The sequence below is a fragment of the Halomonas sp. 5021 genome (genome assembly GCF_036663435.1).
GTDB classification, from domain to species: domain Bacteria; phylum Pseudomonadota; class Gammaproteobacteria; order Pseudomonadales; family Halomonadaceae; genus Vreelandella; species Vreelandella janggokensis.
The window spans coordinates 119,479-138,554 of sequence record NZ_JAXOVU010000009.1; the positions used below are offsets into that span (position 1 = coordinate 119,479).

Here is a 19,076-nt window from a genome sequence, read left to right on the forward strand (position 1 = left end):
AGCTAATGCCGAACCGCCATGGGCGCGACACGGATGCAAGTCTGGCCCACCTTGCATTCGTGCTAATTTGGGCCACCGACGAGAAGGGAATGCCATGTCCACCACTGGTGAACAGCCCGGAAAGGGCATCTACACATGTGATAAGTGCGGAGAAACGGTGCGGCTTGATGATGAGACCGATACGCTGCCGCCATGCCCACGATGTCACGGCACAGAGTTCACGCCGTGATCCCATGGGCAGGTACAGAGAGCCCCAGTACGCTGGGGGCTCTCTAACACGCCGTTCAACATAACCGGGTTCCGCTTCGCTCCACCTGGCACGTTAGCTTTGCGTTAGGCACCCTCAAGCAAGGCGAAACCATGTTGACACGCGATCCGACCAATACACTTATAACACGAGAAGCTTTCGAACCATCACGCTGGGATGAGGCACTGAATACTGCCGCACGAGAAGACTACTCATCCATGTGGCAAGCACTATCGACGGCTACTCGTGAGGCTGTCGATGAAGGCAATCTGGAACAAGGGCTTGTTCTCTGGTTTCTCGCAGACGCATGCTCAAAGATGCCAACGGCACCCTGCTGGCAGAAGGCCACAAAGTCACGCTGATAAAAGACCTCAAAGTGAAAAACAGCTCACTGGTGCTCAAGATTGGCACCAAAGCCTTTATCAAGCGGCTCGTGGACAGCAAGGACCACCAACTGGACTGCAAGGTCGACGGCGTCGGCGACATGATGGTCACCGCCCATTTTGTGAAAAAAGCCTGAATAAGATCCGGAATTCTTCGCTCCACTTCACGACGCAGTAAGCTGGGGTTCATCCAATACCACCGCGTCACGCAACGTTTCAGCAAAGCTTGCCAAGGCTGGCGTCCAGGACTCCTGTTCGGGGGCGACAAAATAGGTATCGACATTGGCGATGGACGTGGGCAATTCCAGGTAGTGAACCTCGAAACGGTGTTGGTGAGCTTCGACCGTCACACGGGGCAGCACCGTGTAGCCCATCCCCGCAGAGACACAACCAAGCATCGCGTCCAGCGACCCGAACTCGAATATCCGGCCTGCATTGACGCCATAAGACGCCAGCAATAACTCGATCCGCTGACGATAGCTACACCCTTGGCGAAACGCCAAGAAGGCAGACGTCAGCAGTTCTTGTGAAGAGGGCATCGTCGTCATAGGCGTTGAGCCCACTAACACAAGTTGCTCGCTAAACGCTTTGAGCAAGTGATAGCGGGGATGCTCGATACGCCCGGCCACAAATACGCAGTCCACCTGCCCGTTTAGCAACCATTCGACCAGTTCAGCCGTTGGGCCTGTCTTGAGTTTGATATCAACCTCAGGCTGCGCTGCGTGGTACGCGGCCAGTATCGGCGGAAGGCGCAGCGCGGTCGTGGTTTCCATGGCGCCTATGCGTAGCTGGCCACAGGTCTTATCTTGGCCCTTAAATAGCGATACTGCTTCATCATGGGCAGCCAACATGCGCTCAGCATATTCCAACAGCGCTAAACCAGCACTCGTAGGGCGGACTAGCCCCGCTCGATGAATGAGCTGTACGCCCAACTCCTCCTCAAGTTTCTTAATGTGGGCCGTCACGTTGGATTGCACGGTGTGTAGCTGTTTTGCGGCCGCCACGAAGCTGCCTGTTTCGGCCACCGCCATGAATAGTCGCAGCGATTTAAGTTGCACGCGCCATCTCCCTGTCAGGTTATCTCTAAACAAGATAGTAGCTATCATAACTAATCGTTTCTAGAAAACACTCCCTCGCACGTAGTCTGTCTGTGTACCAACGCGCTGCCCCCTTGTCCGAATGGCGGCACGAAAAGGACATAACGTGATGAACAGTAAGCTTAATAGCCAAGACGTGCCCGCCCTGTTAACCGGGATAATGGCGACGTTGGCTGGAATCGGCATTGCTCGCTTTGCCTATACGCCGCTATTGCCTGCAATTATTCAACAGGGATGGTTCACCGCGAGCCAAGGCGCCTACCTTGGGGCTGCCAACCTGCTGGGTTACTTAATCGGCGCACTCGCCGCCCACTCGCTGAGTGAGCGCTTTTCCCCTCGCAAGGTGGTCGGCGCAAGTTTCGCGGGTATCGCACTAAGCTTTGTGCTCTGCGCCGGTGAGGGCGGTTTCACCTGGTTCTTCTTCTGGCGGTTCGTATCAGGCGTTGCCGGAGCCAGCTTAATGGTCGTTGGCCCCTCGCTGGCGCTGGCAGCGACCCCACCTGAAAAGCGAACCCGTGTCGGTGCCATGGTGTTTACCGGTATTGGTCTGGGGGCACTGCTTTCGGCCTCCATCGTGCCGTTACTCATTGAGTTAAGCCTAGCGTTTACCTGGGGCACGCTGGGGCTGCTCTGCGTTATTGCGGGTCTTTTATGCGACCGAGGCATCACTCGCCTAGCCTCACCGGTAGCGGCTGACCCAGGGGGCAATGGTCGCAAGGGCTATGCGGGCGTAAAGGTGGTCGTGCTGCTTGTCATCGGCGCTTATGCCCTGGATGCCGTTGGGTTTGTGCCCCATACCGTGTTCTGGGTGGACTATCTCGCCAGGGAAAATGCCCTGGGTAATCAAGCCGCTTCCCTACAGTGGGGCATCTTCGGGTTGGGAGCATTGTGTGGGCCGTTCATGGTAGGCGCACTGGCGCAGCGAGTGGGGTGGCATCGCGGTTTAGCGATTGCCTTTGTGGCGAAGGCCGCTGCCGTCTCGCTGCCGGTGTTCTCGCTAGCATTCCTCAGTCAATCAGTTTCCTCTTTCATGGTGGGGGCGATGATCCCCGGCATTGTCGCACTCACCTCTGGCCGCCTTGCTGAGCTGGTAGGGCCAACCGCCCACAAAAAGCTCTGGGGGCAAGCGACCGCCGCCTTCGCTGCCGCCCAAGCGGTGGCAGGTTATGCCATGTCAGCGCTCTACGAGCTCTGGGGTACCTACGCGCCACTATTTGCCATCGGCGGCCTCGTGCTAGCGGGAGGCTTTTTGCTGGTGCTTCTAAGCCGTGGTGTGCAACAGCGCCACAGCCATCTCACTGTTCAAAATAGGAGGCAATAATGGAACTCTACCTGAACGCAATGTCACCTTATGCGCGCCTGGCGCGCATCGTTTTAATTGAAAAAGGGCTAGATGAGGTCGTTACGCTGACGTGGTGCGACCCCTGGTCAGACGATGCTGCTCTATTAAAGGCCAACCCCGCGGGGCGCATTCCCGCGCTGGTAACGGAGGACGGCACCACACTAAGCGAGTCGATGCTGATTGCCGTTTATCTGGATGGCGTTAGTCCCAACAAGCCAATGATTCCCTCAACGTGTTTGGGTGATGTGTTGCACTTGGCTGGGTTGGGTCAAAACCTGATGGATGCCGCTTTCACGACCGTGATTTCAAGAAAGCATTATGGCAATGAGATTGAAGAGAGCGAACTCGGGCTAAGACGCCAACGAGCCATACAGCGAATCTTAAAACAACTGGACAGCGAGCTTAAAAAACCATTTGCCTCGTCAGTCAATCTCGGTGAAATCGCGATAGCCGTTGCGCTAGATTACTTAGCTTTCAGGTTGCCAGAGGTGCGCTGGAAAGAAGCGTATCCACAACTTCAGGTTTGGCACGCTGGCATGGTGGCAACAAAGAGCTTCCAGCAGACGGCATTCTGTTAGTAGAGGCTGACCACATCAAAGCAACCATCCCAAGCCCGCAATCCATAGACCGAGACCGAAGCTGGAATGTGCCACAAGGCTGCGAAGCCTGGCGACGTTTGGCTGAGGTGTCTTACGGGCGGTGATCCCTGCGCCCAAGCAAGGTTGCAAAACAAGAAAAGGCGCAAGCACCGTCATCACACCGAAACCAAGCGCAGGCATAAGCGTAGGGCGGGCGAGCCAGCCTGGCCCAACAAGTACCAGGAACGTCATCGCGAAAGCGATCCCAATCAGATAATGCGCAAACCACCCTAGAGGCGCTTCTGCTTGGATCTGTGCGCTATTGCCGATAGGGCGATGGATAAACCTGCCGCTCGGCAAGTGACCCAGCCAGCGCCCGACCATCGCGTAATTCAGTGAGGGGATACCCAGCAGGCGTTTTTGCAACAGCGCTACGATATCCATGAAAGCGGTCGCCCCAACGCCGAGCAATAGAGCATCGATCAGCAGTCCGTTCATTTCGGTGCAACCAAAGTGATGGTGATAATCAGTGTGGTCTGAACGACGGCCAATCGCGTAAAGGCAGGGCTGACCCTGTGGGTGAAACGAGCCTGATTATTGAAAAGAGGCATCTTCCTCAATCTCCTTGAAGGCTAGGGTGAGGCGAAGTAGCTTATTACTTCAAGTCAACTTGAAGTCAAGTGCCATGCTCGATATTGCCGAACTCTCCCGTAAAAGCGGCATTCCCGCCTCGAAACTGCGCTATTACGAAGAAGTGGGGCTGATCAGATCAGTTGGGCGCAATGGGTTGCGCCGGGTTTTCGAAACGGACGTATTAACGCGCTTGTCATTGATTGCGCTGGGGCAGGTCGCGGGGTTTTCGCTGGCTGAGATACGCGAAATGCTGGGTTCTGAACGACAGCCGGAAATCGACCGTGAGATGGTGAGTGACAAGGCGGATCTGCTGGATCGCCGCATTAAAGAACTGACAGCACTACGTGATGGTTTGCGTCATGTGGTGACTTGTACGGCGCCAAGTCACCTGGAATGCCCCACCTTTCAACGTCTGATGCGAATTGCACAAACGCGCCAGGCGATGCGAGGGCGTGAGCAGAAAAAGGCCCGCAAGAGGCGGAAGGGTGGAGGGGGTAGTCGCAAGGCATCATCGTTAGGTAGAGACTGAAGAAAGCGGGATCAGGGTTGGTCTGAAAAATAGTCTCGTGAGCGCTGTGAACTCTTGCTGGCGGCGGTCACGCCAGCTTGTTTAGGCATTAATGCTGGATATCGGCCCGTAACTTCTCCCCCTGTTCGACGGGCAGCTCTTCGATGCCCACAACCATCTGATCATCCATTTCGGTGCGAGCGATCAGCTTACGGGCCGCGTTGCGTTGGCTTTCCAAAGCACGCTGCTCGCCTTCCTTAAGCCCTTCCAAAACGTCCTGTCTTAATGCCCAAGCATTTCCAAAGCCAGTGGTAGGGCGGTAGTAATGGCATCAACATGACCCGCGTCATACCCGTATCCTAAAGTTTGATGAGGCAAGCGTAGGAATCAACGGAGCCAACTGCTAGGCTCATTTAACTAGGGCGAAAAAACGCCGCAGGGAACAATCGAATGCCACAGGCACCTCGCATCGAGCTTCACCCCGTTAGCCAGCGCGTGCAGGTGCATGTGGATGGCAAGCTGCTTGTGGAAGTTATAAAGAGTACCCAAGCCCTCGAACTCCGCGAAACCGGCTACCCGCCACGCCACTATTTCCCGCGCGAAGACGTGCGGATGGATGTGCTTACCACCTCAGAAACGACCACCCATTGCCCATTTAAAGGCGACACGGTGTATTTTTCGCTGGGCGACAATAAAGACATTGCCTAGAGCTACGAACAACCGATTGAGGGTATGGAAACGATAGCGGGTAGGGTGGCGTTTGGTGGGGAAGGCGTACAGTTGGGGATGTTTAATGAAGAATCAAGCTAGGGTAGGTATCCAGTATTATTGAAATAGCAAAACGCGTCGGTTCGAGAATTTTGCATATGCTGCCGAAAATTTCTTTTTAATAAAATCAATTGGGTAGAGTGTTTTTCTTGGCTGCGTAACCTCAATCAATGTGCTGTCGCGTTCATTGAGGTTTTGCAGCGGGGTGTAGAACCACTTCTATGCGCCAGGAGATTGAATCGTATGCTCGTTTTCCAGTACGGCTCGAATATGAGCAGAAAGCGCTTGAACTCACCGGAACGCTTGGCCGGTGATGCCCGGCGCATTGGAATCGCCCAAACGGTCGATCCCTACAGGTTTTGCTTTCCAGTTTGGAGCGAGACAAATAGCTGTGCTGCGGCAAGCATCAGCCCTAATCCAGACGGCTGTCCGATCTTTGGTGTTCTCTATGAGATTCCCCATTCGCTCGTGTACCGTCAGGAAGCAAAAAAACTCAATCGAAAATCGCTCGACGCCATTGAGGGAGAGGGAACGAATTACGTCCGGACCACGATTGATGTTGTCCAGTCAGATGGAGCCGCAATCTCGGCTACAACCACGTTGCAAAGGGAGCGGGCCCTGAGCTGAAAACCAGCGCCGATTACGCCAGACACATCCTGACGGGCCTGGCAGAGAATGACATGCCGCCCGCCTATCGTATGTACGTCGCCGCCTGCATCACTCAGAGCAATCCGGTACTGGCAGGGATGGTTGAAAAATGACCTGCAATTGGCGCACAAGTGGCTGTTGGCGGACGCACTTACGCTGCGCTCCGGCGCGCCGCAAAGCCAAGAGTTATATAGAACCGCCCCTTCGTCGTTTTCTACCCCAAGCGTTCAAACGGAGGTCTCTGCAGACAATTAGAAGAGTAGTAATGGCAGAAAATTATTCAATGGCTTCGTTAGCACATCGGGCTTGATAATCAAGGTGGCTATGTAGATTGTGCTACAACCCAGAGCAAATGGGTTATATGTGGAGAAACAGATGTTTTTGAGCGCTATCAGGGTAAAAAATTACCGCCGACTTTCGGATGTGACAATCGATCTGGATAACGCAATTTCAATCTTTGTGGGTTCGAATAACAGCGGCAAGACGTCTGTCGCACATGCGATGCACTTCTTCACCGGTGGTTCCAGAGACCGTTTTAACTTTCATGACATCAGCGCATGCCGTTGGGGCGATATTGACGCTTTTGAAGCAGAGCAAGAAGGTGCTTCGCTTCCTGTCTTATCAATTGATCTTTGGTTTGAGGTCGAGCAGGCAGACCTTCATCGTGTTATTGATCTGCTTCCTAACCTTGACTGGCAGGGATCGAAAGTCGGCGTTCGTATCGCGTTTGCACCCTGCAGCGAAGATGAAACATTGGCTCGCTTCCGCGAACAGTATGCTCTGGCACAAAAAGCAGTCGGGGATTCTGAAGGCGAAGCGTCCTATGTTGCCTCGCCGCGGTCGCTGCGTGAATTTCTCGAAGAAAAAATCCAGAAAGAGTATGAATTCAAATACTTTGTCCTCGATGAGTCTCAGTTCAACAATGATCTGGAGCCAAACGCAGGGTACGAACCTTTAGAGCTGTTACGCGAACAAGGTCGCACAGGGAGAGACATTGTCAACTCTCTGATTAAGGTTGACTTTCTGCACGCCCAACGTCACCTGTCAGACAGCGAGGGGGGCAGCCGCTCGGAGGAGCTTTCTCGACATCTTAGCCGCTATTACCAAAGAAACCTGGAGCGCCACGGCGAGGACCACAACGCGATCCGGGCGCTGGCGCAATCCGAGGCTTTGCTCAACCAGCATCTTGAACGAGTGTTTACTGATACCCTCCAGCGTCTTGGGCAACTGGGATATCCAGGGCTGACCAACCCGCGCCTAATTATTAAATCGGCGCTTAATCCAGCTACAGTTATGAATAGCCAAGATGGTGCTCATGTTCACTATGCTCTGAATGATGACGGGTTGACGCTTCCCGACAAATACAACGGCCTCGGTTTCAAGAACCTTATCTACATGGTCGTCGAACTTCTTGATCTTCATGCGCAATGGTTTGCAACGGAGGAAAAACGCCCACCTCTGCATGTAGTGTTTGTCGAAGAACCAGAAGCCCATTTGCACGCCCAGTTACAGCAAGTGTTTGTCAACAAGGTACAGGAGATTTTGGCGGCAGAAGATGACGACCCTGATGGCTTTCACACCCAGCTAGTACTGACCACCCACTCGCCACACATTCTCTATGAGCGCGGCTTTCAGCCTATTCGTTACTTCCGGCGCGAAGGGGCGGGCATTGAGCAGTCATCTAAAATTCTGAATCTTTCGGAGTTCTATCGGACGACAGGCAGCCCGAGCCAAGACTTTATGGAACGGTACTTAAAACTAACGCACTGCGATATATTTTTCGCCGACGCGGTAGTGCTTGTTGAAGGCAACGTCGAACGGCTGGTCATGCCGCAGATGATTGAGAAAGCGGCACCGGGTTTACGGTCCTGTTACCTTAGCGTTCTCGAAATCGGTGGTGCTTACGCCCACCTTTTCCGCACGCTTATTGAATTTCTCGGGATAACAACGCTGGTCGTTACTGATTTGGACAGTGTGAGCGGACCTGTCGATGTGGATGATGGCGTCGAACCAGTGGAAGAAGGTGATGACGATGAGGGAGAAGCTACCCGAGGTAAAACTTGCACGCCGGAAACTCCGGACGCGGTGACATCTAATCAAGTGCTTGCACAGTGGCTACCTGGTAGAAACAGAATCGACGAGCTCCTGGATGTCGATGCTGAGTCCAAGACAATAGCAGCAGATGAATTCGGATTGGGTGCTATCCGCGTCACCTACCCCTGCACTGTTAATCTTGAGTGCAACGGCGAACAGATAGAGCGTGCCGGTCGTACGCTCGAAGTTGCCTTTGCTTTCGACAACCTGGATTGGACTCAAGATGTCGCCAATCGTGAACTGAGACTACGGGTGCGCGCACCGAAAAATCTGGAAGATCTCGCACAGAAGCTTCATCAAAAGGTACACAGCTCAAACTACAAGAAAACTGACTTCGCGCTCGCGCTGCTATCCAAAAACCCAGATAGCTGGCAAGTCCCTCGCTATATAGCCGAAGGCTTAACTTGGCTCGAAGCTACACTGGGCGTAATAGCTGAAGAAAACGACCAACAAGAAGGTGATGCCGTATGACAAGCCGTATCGGCAAACCCAATACAAAAACCGACGCGGCACTTCACGAGCGGCTCGCGGGTGACGGCAATCGGCACTTCGTGATGGTTGCGGGGGCCGGTTCGGGAAAGACAACATCGCTGGTCAAAGCTCTTGCGCAGATCGAGCGCACCCAAGGTCCTGCCCTGCGACGAAACGGGCATCAAGTTGCCTGCATCACATACACCGAAGTGGCCGTGGAAGAAATTCGGGGTGACGTCGGAGATGACGAATTATTTCACGTCTCCACGATCCACAGCTTCCTCTGGACACTCATCAAGCCGTTTCAAAACAATCTCCTGGAATGGGTCAGTAACCGGCTGCACGAGAAAATTGCAGAAGAGCAGGAAAAAATCGACAAACCGAGAACGAGAGAAGCCACGAAAATTCGAGCCGCAGAACTGATCGAACGCTATGAGCGCCAGCTCACAGAGATCGGTTCGGTAAAAAGTTTTCGGTACGGGACTGGCAGCGACTATTCAAACGGTGTCATCGGTCACAGCGATATCCTTAAGATAGGCCCCGAGTTTATTGCAGGTCGTGCACTAATGCAGACCGTCTTGGCTAGGCGCTTTCCGGTCATCTTTGTCGATGAAAGCCAGGACACCGATCCTGCTTTTGTGGATTCCCTGCGCAAAGTGGCACGTGCTATTCCGGTAGGTTTTTGTCTTGGTTTCTTCGGCGACCCGGTGCAAAAAATCTACATGCAAGGTGCCGGTTCTATCCCGGCGGAAGAGGGGTGGGAAACGCTGGAGAAGCCTGAGAATTTCAGATGTCCGCAAGCTGTACTCCGCGTTATCAATCGAATCAGAGCAGAAGACGATGGGCTTGAGCAAATACGTGGACGCCACGTTGTAATAAACGGTGAAGAAGTTCCTGTCAAAGGGTCTGCCAGGGTGCTGATCCTACCTGCCGATGAGCGTCGACAGGAGCGTCTGAAGGAAGCACGTCAATGGCTGGTCGATCAGGATGGCGATGAGTCCTGGCTGGAGGATGAGGACAAGGAAGCGCTGCGACTTTTGGTGTTGGTTCACCGGATGGCCGCAGCCCGGCTGGGATTTCCCAACCTATACAGTGCACTCAATGATAGAGCCCCCGAGGAGCTCAGCACCGGTTTGGTAGACGGAACGGCATGGGTAGTTCGTCCCTTCTTATCCTGCATTTTGCCGTTGGTGCTTGCGCGGCACGAAGGACGAGAGTTTGAGATTATGCGTCTGCTTCGTAAACATTGTCCTCGTTTGCAGCCCGATGCTCTGGCTGCTACCGACACAGCGGGCCTGCTGGACGGATTAAGAGAGCATATCGATGAATTGGGGGCACTGTTGAGAGCTGAAGGCGGTGTGTGCATCGGTGACGTCATGCGTTTTATCAGGGATAGCAGCTTGGTAGTATTAGATGAGCGTTATACTGAGCTGATCAATACCTACACCGAAACTCCTGAACCGGTTGTCGATCCAGCGACCAACAATGCTGCACTTCGTTTCATGCAATGCGAAGTATCGGAACTGTGGGGGTACCGGAAGTACATAGAGAAGATGTCCCCCTTTGCCACCCAGCAAGGCATTAAGGGAGCTGAGTTCGATAAGGTTATTGTAGTCGTTGATGATCAAGAAGGGAGAACCAACACGTTTTCCTACGGCAAGTATTTCGGTGTAACGAAACCCTCGGAGACTGATAGCGCGAACATTGCTGCCGGAAAGGACTCTGTTATCGATCGAACACGACGCTTGTTTTATGTTTGTTGCTCGCGGGCACTTTCTGACCTTGTTGTGGTGGTATTTGCCGAGGACACGATGCAGATGCGTAACTCAATAATTGATAAAGCATTTTTTGACTCAGAGTGTATCTATATCTTCGACTAGCTTCGGTGAAAGAAAGCCCTCTTATAAAAGAGCATGATGCTATAGGCTTGTAACTAGTTGTTCAATTATGTTTCTATTTTAACGGTCGGGCCTCAGGTTAGCGTTGGTTGAAACTCAAGGAGAAGAGATGGCGTTTGATATATCTAAAGCAATAATTTTCGATCTTGAGAGGATCGTGGCTAAAGAAAAGCGATCGTTTCTCACGGCTTTCGAGTTTTTTCGGAGGGAAGTTTACTATCCCTTGAAACTACTAAGGAGAGGGTTTGATCTATTCTTGCGAGACATCATAAAGTTTTCTGTTCTAGCATTATTGGGCCTCATTGTAATGAAATGGATCACGGTAGAATTGACCAGTCCTGGTGGTGATCTGTTTGGTCAATTTGCTTATCCTCTGGTGTTTTTAATTCCCTTGATTTTATCAATGTTCTCAGCTCCCTCATCCTATGGTTTTTGTGTCGTTAAAGATGTACACATAAGTGCCGTGCTTGAGCGGCTTGATAATTCTGGCATTCGAAATACTGAGCTTTTAGCTCCGATCAAGTCAAATATTCAACAGTTCGAAAGTAGGGTGAGAGTACGAATCATCGGCTTACGTGCGTTTATGGTGTTGTGCTGGACGGTTTTTGTTTACCTGTACTCAGAATTTAATAAAGTAATTATCAACTCGGACAAACTGCCATCGATGGACGATATTTGGTTTGTGTCGTTTGCTCTTCTCTGGGTGCTTGTGTTGTATGTGGCTATTGAAAGCTACTCAAAAGCTAATACCATGATTTTTCGTGCAGCCTTGCTCGGCTGCAATGAGTATGAGTACCTGTTGGCTGGCCAAGCCTGGGAGAATAAGAGTTCCAACAAGCAAGCTAATTAGGCCGCTGATTCCGCTAGCGCTTCATCCACCCTATTATTTGGAGCACTCCACTCACTCTCATAACCTCTCTCGCTACCGCATCATTATTCAATATCCCGCGCTAGGCTTCGATGAGCGTGAGCTATCCGCGAGCCCTGGTGATGCCGGTGTAGAACAGCTCGGGTGTGTGGATGAAACGGGTTGTAGTCTATACAAGCAAAGCCTCGCCGCCTTAGTTAAGTTCAACTAGAGAGCAGCGGGGCCATGCCACATTGATACGAAAGTCAGGAAGAGCTACAGCTTGCAGGTTTATTTACGCTGAAAATGCCATCTGATTTCAATGCAATCAATTGCAACAGTAGGCCCAGGCCAGCCACTGATGCGGCAGCAAAAGGCAGGGCCCATCCTCCCAACTGGAAGGCGAAAATCAGTCCACCAGCTGCGGCGCCAATTGCGCTACCCAGGTAAAGCGCAGATTCATTGAGTGCTACGGCTACATTACCGCCGCCAAGCCCTTCGCGAGCGGATATCAACTGGTTGTTCTGTGGTACTTGTAGGGCCCAACCCACAGCACCCCATATAGCAATTGGAACCATTGCCAGCCAGGCATTAACTCCCGCAGTGAAAGGCAAGGCTGCTAGTGAGACTGCCAGCATAAGCATGATGATGGCTACCAGTTTTGGCCCGCTAACTCGGTCTGCTATTGGACCAATAAGGAAACTGCCCACTACGCCGCCAATACCCCATACCCAGAGCCAGGGAGTAATATTTGAAATACCGCCGAAGCTTTCATTAGCCATCATGGGTGCGATGTAGGTGTAGAGCCCAAGGCTGGATACCGCTGCCAATAGTGAAACTGTCAGAATTAATGTGACTTTTCTATCTTTAAGGATGGCAAATTTTTCTCGCAGGGTAGAGGCTTCAGAGGCGGGAAGTGCAGGGAGCTTTATTGCCAGACCCACCATTGAAACAAGCCCCAGAATAGCAATTAGCCACATTGTTGAGGCCCATCCCAATTGCTCAGCTATCATCAGTCCGGCAGGAACTCCCAAGACGGTACCGCTGGCCATCCCTCCCATAATGATTGCAAGTGCTTTGCCACGTTTATCTTTTGGCACGAGCGCAGCCGATGCTGCAATTCCCATGGCTAGGTACACTCCCGCACCAACGCCAGCAAAAATTCGAGTTACGATCAGTACTGCATAGTTTGTTACCAGCGCACTGGCCAAATTTGCAACTGTAAAAATGGCCAACGCAATGAGTAGGCCCAAACGCTGCTTATGGGCAGGAAGCATTGCAACGAATACTGGTGATCCGATTCCATAGGCCAGCGTAAAGGCCGTAACCAGCTGGCCAGCTGTCGCAACTGACACACTGAAATCGCTGACAATCATTGGCACCAGCCCAGCAATGACGTAGGACGCCATTCCTAGTGCAAAGGCACCCAGAGCAATCAGAAAAACCGCCCCCATATTTTGCTGTTTCACGTTTACCTCCAAAAAATAATAAAATCTGAATTGAAGCTGGCAATTGCCAAAACCGAGTAAGTACTTGCTACTGAATATCTACAGTGACGTCGTATTCAGTCAGCCAAGCGTTGAGTCCGGTGGCTAATTCAAGTCCCATGCGGTCATACATCGGGGAGACCGTGCCAAGCTTACGGTCGAGTATTTGGTCCACAAGCTTTCGGTCGAGTAGTTGCATGACTGGCGCGTTAGGATCCTTAGAGATGCGTGCCATTTCGGTACGTAATGTCCTCTCATAGGCTGGATCCTGCGTTGATGGGTAAGGGCTTTTCACACGCTGGGAGATAGATTCAGGCAGAATATCTCCAGTAGCAGCACGAAGGATGCTCTTCTCACGACCATCGAAGCTTTTCATTTCCCAAGGGATATTGAATGCATACTCCACTAAGCGGTGGTCGCAGAAGGGCACACGGACTTCTAGTCCCACAGCCATGCTCATGCGGTCTTTACGATCAAGCAGTGTTTGGACGAAACGGGTTAGATTTACGTAGGTCATCTGGCGCATGCGCTGCTCGGTGGCATTTTCACCCGGCAGCACTGGCGTTTCGCTAATCGCCTGCTGATAGCTATCATGCAAGTAGTTTTCCATATCTAATTGCTTGAGTAGACTCGGATTGAAGAGGGTTTTACCGTCGAAGTACTTACCTGTGGCTGATGTCAGCCAGGGGAATGTTTCGGCTTCAATAGCTTCTGGATCGTGGAACCAGCGATAGCCACCAAAGACCTCATCAGCGGACTCTCCAGACAAAGCAACGGTCGATTGTTTACGCACTTCCTGGAATAAACGATAGAGCGAGGGCCACATGTCGCCCCAATAGGCTGGCGGTAAATCCAAAGCTCGAATAACCGTCTGTCTCAGCCCCGGGTCTCCAAGCTCCGCACTGTTGAGAACGATTTCTCCGTGCGAAGAATGGATTCTATTTACCAAATCCCAGACAAAAAGAGCGTCGCTCGAACCACGAACGGCATCTTCTACGAAGCCTGCTCCATGTTCTTCAAAGTCCACGGAGAATGACCGAATATTTTCATGGCCCTTTTCAAGCAGCTTCTTGGACGCCAGGGCCGTTATTATCGAAGAATCGAGACCACCAGAGAGAAGGCTACAAAGAGGCACATCGGTGATAATCTGACGATCAACAATGTCTTCTAATAGCTCACGGGTATAGGCTATGGTCTGTTCTTGAGTATCAGTATGTTCCGCTGCCTCAAGATGCCAGTAGGTTCGCTTATCCAATCCGTTGAGCGATATACGAATAACCTGCCCAGGGCGTACTTCTTTCATGCCATCAAAGATCGCGTGCTCGGGTGTTTTTACCATCTCAAGTATTTCACGGAGCCCATCAGCTTTAATCCGGCGCGGTACCAACGGGTTGGCAAGAAGAACTTTCGGTTCGGAGCCAAAAACGATCCCATCTTGTGTCTGGAAGTAGTAAAGAGGCTTGATCCCCATCCGGTCGCGAAACAGGAAAAGCTCTTCGCAACGGGCGTCCCAAATAGCGAATGCGAACATGCCATTGAGTTTGGTTACTAAATCATCACCCCATTCCATAAAGGCCTTAATAACAACTTCTGTATCGCTTCGTGTTTCGAAAACGTGACCTTGAGCCTGGAGTTCTAAGCGGAGTTCCTGAAAGTTGTAGACCTCACCGCTGTAGGTTAGAACCACGGTATCCCGCCCAGACGAATCGCGCTCCACCATCGGCTGACGCCCACCTTCAAGATCGATGATGGATAAGCGACGATGACCAAGCCCAATGTGGTCTGAAACCCATGTTCCACCAGCGTCGGGGCCTCGGTTGTACATTGTTGCTGTCATTGCATTCAGAGTGGCCTGCTCTGATTTCATATCTCGTTTAAATGACAACCAACCTGTTATTCCGCACATAATCGGATTCTCTTTAATAAATGGATTGAAGCGTTTTATTTGCGATGGAACTAACCCAGCCCCTCAAGGCTTGATTCATCCTGCGTGAAAGTTCGCTTGGAACCCTGCACGTACTTGACGGGCCCAACTAAATTGGCGTGTCGATCAATTTCATTAAGCTGGCGCTGAAGCGAGAGAGCAGTTGTAAGGTCTGCTGAAGAAATGGTTGGTGGGGCTTGCTTGTAAACCTGATCGAGCACGTCCTGGCATAAATGCACCAGCTTGTAGATGGTATGCAGCGCCGTACCCGTTCGGGACTCTTCAGTTGAAACGCTAAGTAGTTCGCTTTCTTGGCCACCTGCGAGACGTTTCCATACACGTAGATTGTCTTCGTCCCAGTTAGGTGTATCGAAAATCATGCGTGCATACACCAACTCTCCTGATGGAGTTGCAAAGACCAAATCCACAGTACGTTGGCGAACGATATTAACGAAACTGCTGTATCCAGTGACCACTGCATTGCCTAATCGACTAGAAAATGTGACCGTATCAAGCACTTGGTTGCCTGAAACAGAGAAGTCAGAAATGACACCTGATACATCTTGCAACTTGAACTGGCCCTCGTTTGGACAAAGCCACTGGATCAGATCAAGTGCATGAATGATTTCACTAGTTGCCCCACAGGTAGGGCGTCTGTCATTGATGCGATCCTTGCCCCAATGAAAATTGCTCCGCAGTAACTTGAGTCCCTCTTCTAATATGAAACTTTTGAGTGACGTACTAATGAGCGAATAACGTTCAATCAAATCAAAGCTGAACCCGCTCACACCACTCAGTGCGTCATTTACTGCATCAAGGTCATCGATCGCAGTGACTAGTGGTTTTTCACACACTACATGCCCTGTGTAATCCCTTAACTGCGAAAGAACACCGGCATGATTTGCATCGTTGACCGTGACAACTACTATTTGTGGGTTAAAGGCGACTAGAGCCTTACTAAGGGAGAAATAATGCTGCAGTGTATTGTCACGTTTTGTTCGACCAACATAGGCTAGCTTCAGGGGAGTATGGAAATGCCCTTGCTCATCCAAATATCTGAAAGCACGAAGAAACCGATTTCCTGCATACCCTAGCCCAACTATGAGAATATTCATGCTTTGTCTACCTCAATATAGTAAAGCGTTTTCTCTTCGGTATCCCTGTATCCGAGGCGTTGATAAAGTATTTCGGCATCCGGTGTTGTTTGAAGAACCCATTTAGTGATTCCGTTATGCCGAAACCAGTTATGAATAAACTCTACAAGGGCAGTTGCAACTCCCAGATTGCGAAAAATCGGATCCACTACGACCGTCTGTATCCAACCAGTCATACCGTTATATGCACCTGGACATGGCGCTCTTTGATCGATAATGCCTATAGCGCAGCCAATTGGCTTTTCAAGCTCATTAATGGCTACTGCGACTAGAGTCTGGTCTTTGTACTCAAGTATATTTTTAAGCCACGCCCGATAGTGTTTACGCCAGAGCTTTTTCTCCTCGGGCGAGTGGCTCGCATAGTTGCTCTGTCCGTCATCTAGCAGATTTCCCCGGAGTTGAATAAGCGCATCAATATCCTTTAGGCGAGCATGGCATACGTTAAATAGAACGTGATTATGGCTTTCAGGCAGGTACGTCATCTCGATCCCCTTCTGCAAAATCGACATCGAAATGCGTTAGCACTTCAACAAGTGCTGATACCAGTGCATTGATATGGTCAATCGAATGGTTTGGTGTGACGTTGACCCGGAAGCGTTCAGTCCCAACTTTCACAGTCGGTGAGTTGATGGGTTGTAGGTAGATACCATGCTTTTTGAGCAGTCTTTCAGAAGCCGCTTTGCACTTGCGCGCATCGCCAATCAGTACCGGCAAGATATGGCTCTGTGAGCATGACATGACCGGTATGCACGCTTTATTTAATGCGTCTCGTAATATTAGCGTTTTAGTATGTAGGGCATGCCGTTCATGCGTGCTTGTCATGAGATGGGAAATGCTGGTGTGGCAAGCTGCTACTATCGCTGGCGGAAGTGCTGTAGTGAAGATGAAGCCAGAAGCAAAGGAGCGAATGGCATCAATGAAGTTGTGAGATGCGGCGATATAGCCGCCGATGATTCCAACCGCCTTAGCCATCGTGCCCTGTATGAAATCAACTTGGTCGGCTAAACCAAGGTCAGCTGCAATTCCAGCACCACGAGGTCCGTATATTCCTACTGCATGAACCTCATCTAAATAGGTTAAAGCTTGATATTTTTTCGCAATGGCAACAATTTCTGCAACTGGCGCGATATCTCCATCCATAGAATAGATTGACTCAAAGATAACTAACTTCGGTCTATCTAATGGTTGGGCTGCCAATATTTCTTCAAGGTGGCTAACATCATTGTGACGGAAAACAGATCGCTCGACCGTTGTGGAGCGAACGCCATTGATGATTGAGGCGTGATTCTTTTCATCACTGATAACAAGTACATTCGGTGTAAGGCGAAGAAGGCATTGGATGGTGGCATCGTTAGAACTGTAGCCAGTAGGGAAGACCAAAGCCGCTTCTTTACCATGCCATTCAGCGATACTGGTTTCTAATTCAGAGTAGCTTTGATGCGTGCCACCGATATTGCGCGAGCCGCCTGCTCCAGCACCATAATCGTCTATGGCTTTGTGCATCGCTGTGAGTACACAAGGATGTTGCGACATGCCAAGATAATCATTACTGCACCACATAACAATTGAGTTATGAGATGATGAATCGCTTGGTATTCGCGCTAGAGGATAGCTTCCGCAAACCCTGTTTAGAGTAATGAATTCGCGGTACTGGCCGGAGTTTTTTAAGTCACTTAACCTCTTTTTAATGTTATGTTCAAACATACAAGCCCCCTGTGTAATAGTTAGACAATAAAAGCCATTATCAAGCTTTTATGATCTGTTCTATCAGTTTTGCAAAAGACAGTGTTATTCTAGTGCTTCTTGATGCACCAGCAACTGTACTTAGGGTCAGGGGGTGAATTTTAGGCACAAAAAAGCCCCGCTTTGTGTTCGGGGCTAACTATCTTATGATTTTCCTATCAATCCATGCTTAGACGCAATTGAAATAACTTGTCTCGAGCTATACACATCCAGCTTGTTTTTTATGTTTGCTACGTGAAATTTTATTGTGCGTTCAGAAATACCTAAAATTATGGCAGTTTCTGAATAAGTTTTGCCGCATCCTATCCAATTTATTACTTCTTTTTCTCTCCAGGAAAGCCTTTTAATCTGCTCATTTTTTTTGGTGTTTCTAATTTGTTTGTATTGTTTTACATAGTTTTCATGGTGTCTTAGTAAAGCAAACTGAATTTCAGCTTTGTGACTTTCAACTATAGAGTCTAAGTGCAGGTCTTTTTTGTCAGCGCAGACTGTGAGAACACCAATATCATTGTTGTGAGAAATTGAGATAAAGGTGTGGCCTTTCACAATTTTATATTTTAAAGCATTGGCTGCTAGCTGGTTGTTGTTATTTTTATTAAGCCCTTGAGTCATCCACGAAAAGGGCAAGACCGTCTTTTTAGAAATATCAAGGACTGGATCAACATTGTATAAATAATTTTCTTCGTATTCAGAAAGCCATTCGTCTGGTAAGTTTGTAATTATGTTAGGACGGTCATCGAAACTTCCTGAATAAAAGTATGCATACCTCTTTGCGCCCAAAGATTGCAATGCAATGTCTAGTTCTTTGGTTATATTGTTAGCATTTTCTGTTGTTTCATGATTGAAAATAACTCCATCAATGTCAGTTTGACTAATCATCTCTATGCCCCTATCCGTCAAAGTGAGAAAGCCGGTATCACTTATTCCCTTATTGCTAGGCAAATGATTTCTTATTGTTCAAAAATCTTATCATGGCCTTTTATGCTTCGGAAAGCAGGCGCTGATGCCAAACCGAGTTCTGCGGGCATGGGTATTGCAAATGGCACGTCGCCATCGTGGTGCTCCGCCTGGCGCATGTAGATGGCAAGCAGCAGGCAAGAGGCAACGTAACGCTGGTCATACCTGTAGCCGAAAGTGTTAATAGGTAAATCTATGCGTCTACGAAATTTATTGCTAGGGAAGGTCTGAATAACTGCCGATTATCGCCAATCGCGGTTTGAGTCGACAAAAAATCAAAGATTCAGACACGCTTCT

Annotated in this window: 19 protein-coding genes and 1 pseudogene; 11 read left to right on the top strand and 9 right to left on the bottom strand. The window is 50.3% G+C overall.

Annotation, left to right across the window (positions count from 1 at the left end):
• Positions 1-94 precede the first annotated feature (94 nt).
• The 3 genes and pseudogenes from R3F64_RS19420 to R3F64_RS14530 form a co-directional block, all read left to right on the top strand.
• On the top strand, positions 95-229 hold the full coding sequence (locus R3F64_RS19420) for a zinc ribbon-containing protein (RefSeq protein ID WP_253025903.1): 135 nt from the start codon (positions 95-97) through the stop codon (positions 227-229).
• Between the two features lie 131 nt (positions 230-360).
• The gene (locus R3F64_RS19425) at positions 361-609 is read left to right on the top strand and encodes a DUF7380 domain-containing protein (RefSeq protein ID WP_442908835.1); all 249 of its coding nucleotides are present in this window, start codon (positions 361-363) and stop codon (positions 607-609) included.
• Positions 564-767 (top strand): annotated as a pseudogene (locus R3F64_RS14530) (alkylphosphonate utilization protein); the annotation flags it as partial. The gene R3F64_RS19425 and the pseudogene R3F64_RS14530, both read left to right, overlap by 46 nt.
• Positions 768-794: 27 nt before the next feature.
• On the opposite strand, the gene R3F64_RS14535 reads toward R3F64_RS14530, so the two are convergent.
• Positions 795-1,688, bottom strand: a complete 894-nt coding sequence (locus R3F64_RS14535) for a LysR family transcriptional regulator (protein WP_332612207.1) — start codon at positions 1,686-1,688, stop codon at positions 795-797.
• 148 nt (positions 1,689-1,836) lie between these two features.
• Between R3F64_RS14535 and R3F64_RS14540 the strand changes: the two genes are divergently transcribed.
• Both R3F64_RS14540 and R3F64_RS14545 read left to right on the top strand, forming a co-directional pair.
• A complete protein-coding gene (locus tag R3F64_RS14540) occupies positions 1,837-3,048 on the top strand; it encodes a YbfB/YjiJ family MFS transporter (protein ID WP_332612209.1) in 1,212 nt (403 codons plus the stop codon).
• Entirely contained in the window at positions 3,048-3,647 is a 600-nt protein-coding gene (locus tag R3F64_RS14545) for a glutathione S-transferase N-terminal domain-containing protein (RefSeq protein WP_332612211.1), read from the top strand. Before R3F64_RS14540 ends, R3F64_RS14545 begins: the two co-directional genes overlap by 1 nt.
• A 15-nt stretch (positions 3,648-3,662) precedes the next feature.
• On the opposite strand, the gene R3F64_RS14550 is transcribed toward R3F64_RS14545, so the two are convergent.
• Entirely contained in the window at positions 3,663-4,145 is a 483-nt protein-coding gene (locus tag R3F64_RS14550) for a DUF2938 domain-containing protein (RefSeq protein WP_332612213.1), read from the bottom strand.
• 187 nt (positions 4,146-4,332) lie between these two features.
• Between R3F64_RS14550 and R3F64_RS14555 the strand changes: the two genes are divergently transcribed.
• Positions 4,333-4,809, top strand: coding sequence for a helix-turn-helix domain-containing protein (locus tag R3F64_RS14555; RefSeq protein ID WP_332612215.1), 477 nt, complete (start codon positions 4,333-4,335; stop codon positions 4,807-4,809).
• A gap of 88 nt (positions 4,810-4,897) precedes the next feature.
• On the opposite strand, the gene R3F64_RS14560 is transcribed toward R3F64_RS14555, so the two are convergent.
• Positions 4,898-5,059, bottom strand: a complete 162-nt coding sequence (locus tag R3F64_RS14560) for a hypothetical protein (RefSeq protein WP_332612217.1) — start codon at positions 5,057-5,059, stop codon at positions 4,898-4,900.
• Between the two features lie 179 nt (positions 5,060-5,238).
• Here R3F64_RS14560 and R3F64_RS14565 point away from each other — a divergent pair, with 179 nt between their 5' ends.
• The 5 genes from R3F64_RS14565 to R3F64_RS14585 all read left to right on the top strand — a co-directional run bounded on the left by R3F64_RS14565 (position 5,239) and on the right by R3F64_RS14585 (position 11,517).
• Positions 5,239-5,496 (top strand): DUF427 domain-containing protein, encoded by a 258-nt coding sequence (locus R3F64_RS14565; protein WP_332612219.1) that lies wholly within the window; start codon positions 5,239-5,241, stop codon positions 5,494-5,496.
• 303 nt (positions 5,497-5,799) lie between these two features.
• Positions 5,800-6,183, top strand: coding sequence for a gamma-glutamylcyclotransferase family protein (locus R3F64_RS14570; RefSeq protein WP_332612221.1), 384 nt, complete (start codon positions 5,800-5,802; stop codon positions 6,181-6,183).
• Positions 6,184-6,579: 396 nt separating this feature from the next.
• Positions 6,580-8,769: an ATP-dependent nuclease gene (locus tag R3F64_RS14575; RefSeq protein WP_332612223.1), complete on the top strand. Its 2,190-nt coding sequence runs from the start codon at positions 6,580-6,582 to the stop codon at positions 8,767-8,769.
• Positions 8,766-10,649, top strand: coding sequence for a UvrD-helicase domain-containing protein (locus R3F64_RS14580; RefSeq protein WP_332612225.1), 1,884 nt, complete (start codon positions 8,766-8,768; stop codon positions 10,647-10,649). The genes R3F64_RS14575 and R3F64_RS14580 overlap by 4 nt, the downstream gene beginning before the upstream one ends.
• A gap of 127 nt (positions 10,650-10,776) precedes the next feature.
• Positions 10,777-11,517: a hypothetical protein gene (locus R3F64_RS14585; RefSeq protein ID WP_332612227.1), complete on the top strand. Its 741-nt coding sequence runs from the start codon at positions 10,777-10,779 to the stop codon at positions 11,515-11,517.
• Between the two features lie 263 nt (positions 11,518-11,780).
• On the opposite strand, the gene R3F64_RS14590 is transcribed toward R3F64_RS14585, so the two are convergent.
• The 6 genes from R3F64_RS14590 to R3F64_RS14615 form a co-directional block, all read right to left on the bottom strand.
• Positions 11,781-12,983 (bottom strand): MFS transporter, encoded by a 1,203-nt coding sequence (locus R3F64_RS14590; protein ID WP_332612229.1) that lies wholly within the window; start codon positions 12,981-12,983, stop codon positions 11,781-11,783.
• Between the two features lie 67 nt (positions 12,984-13,050).
• Positions 13,051-14,907 (bottom strand): asparagine synthase (glutamine-hydrolyzing), encoded by a 1,857-nt coding sequence (gene asnB / locus R3F64_RS14595; protein WP_332612231.1) that lies wholly within the window; start codon positions 14,905-14,907, stop codon positions 13,051-13,053.
• Between the two features lie 50 nt (positions 14,908-14,957).
• Positions 14,958-16,040: a Gfo/Idh/MocA family oxidoreductase gene (locus tag R3F64_RS14600; protein ID WP_332612233.1), complete on the bottom strand. Its 1,083-nt coding sequence runs from the start codon at positions 16,038-16,040 to the stop codon at positions 14,958-14,960.
• On the bottom strand, positions 16,037-16,561 hold the full coding sequence (locus tag R3F64_RS14605) for a GNAT family N-acetyltransferase (RefSeq protein ID WP_332612235.1): 525 nt from the start codon (positions 16,559-16,561) through the stop codon (positions 16,037-16,039). Before R3F64_RS14605 ends, R3F64_RS14600 begins: the two co-directional genes overlap by 4 nt.
• Positions 16,545-17,783 (bottom strand): 5-aminolevulinate synthase, encoded by a 1,239-nt coding sequence (hemA, locus tag R3F64_RS14610; RefSeq protein WP_332612237.1) that lies wholly within the window; start codon positions 17,781-17,783, stop codon positions 16,545-16,547. Before hemA ends, R3F64_RS14605 begins: the two co-directional genes overlap by 17 nt.
• Before the next feature lie 183 nt (positions 17,784-17,966).
• Positions 17,967-18,701 carry a helix-turn-helix transcriptional regulator gene (locus R3F64_RS14615; protein WP_332612239.1) on the bottom strand — a complete coding sequence of 245 codons (735 nt, stop codon included), beginning with the start codon at positions 18,699-18,701 and terminating at the stop codon, positions 17,967-17,969.
• Positions 18,702-19,076 lie beyond the last annotated feature (375 nt).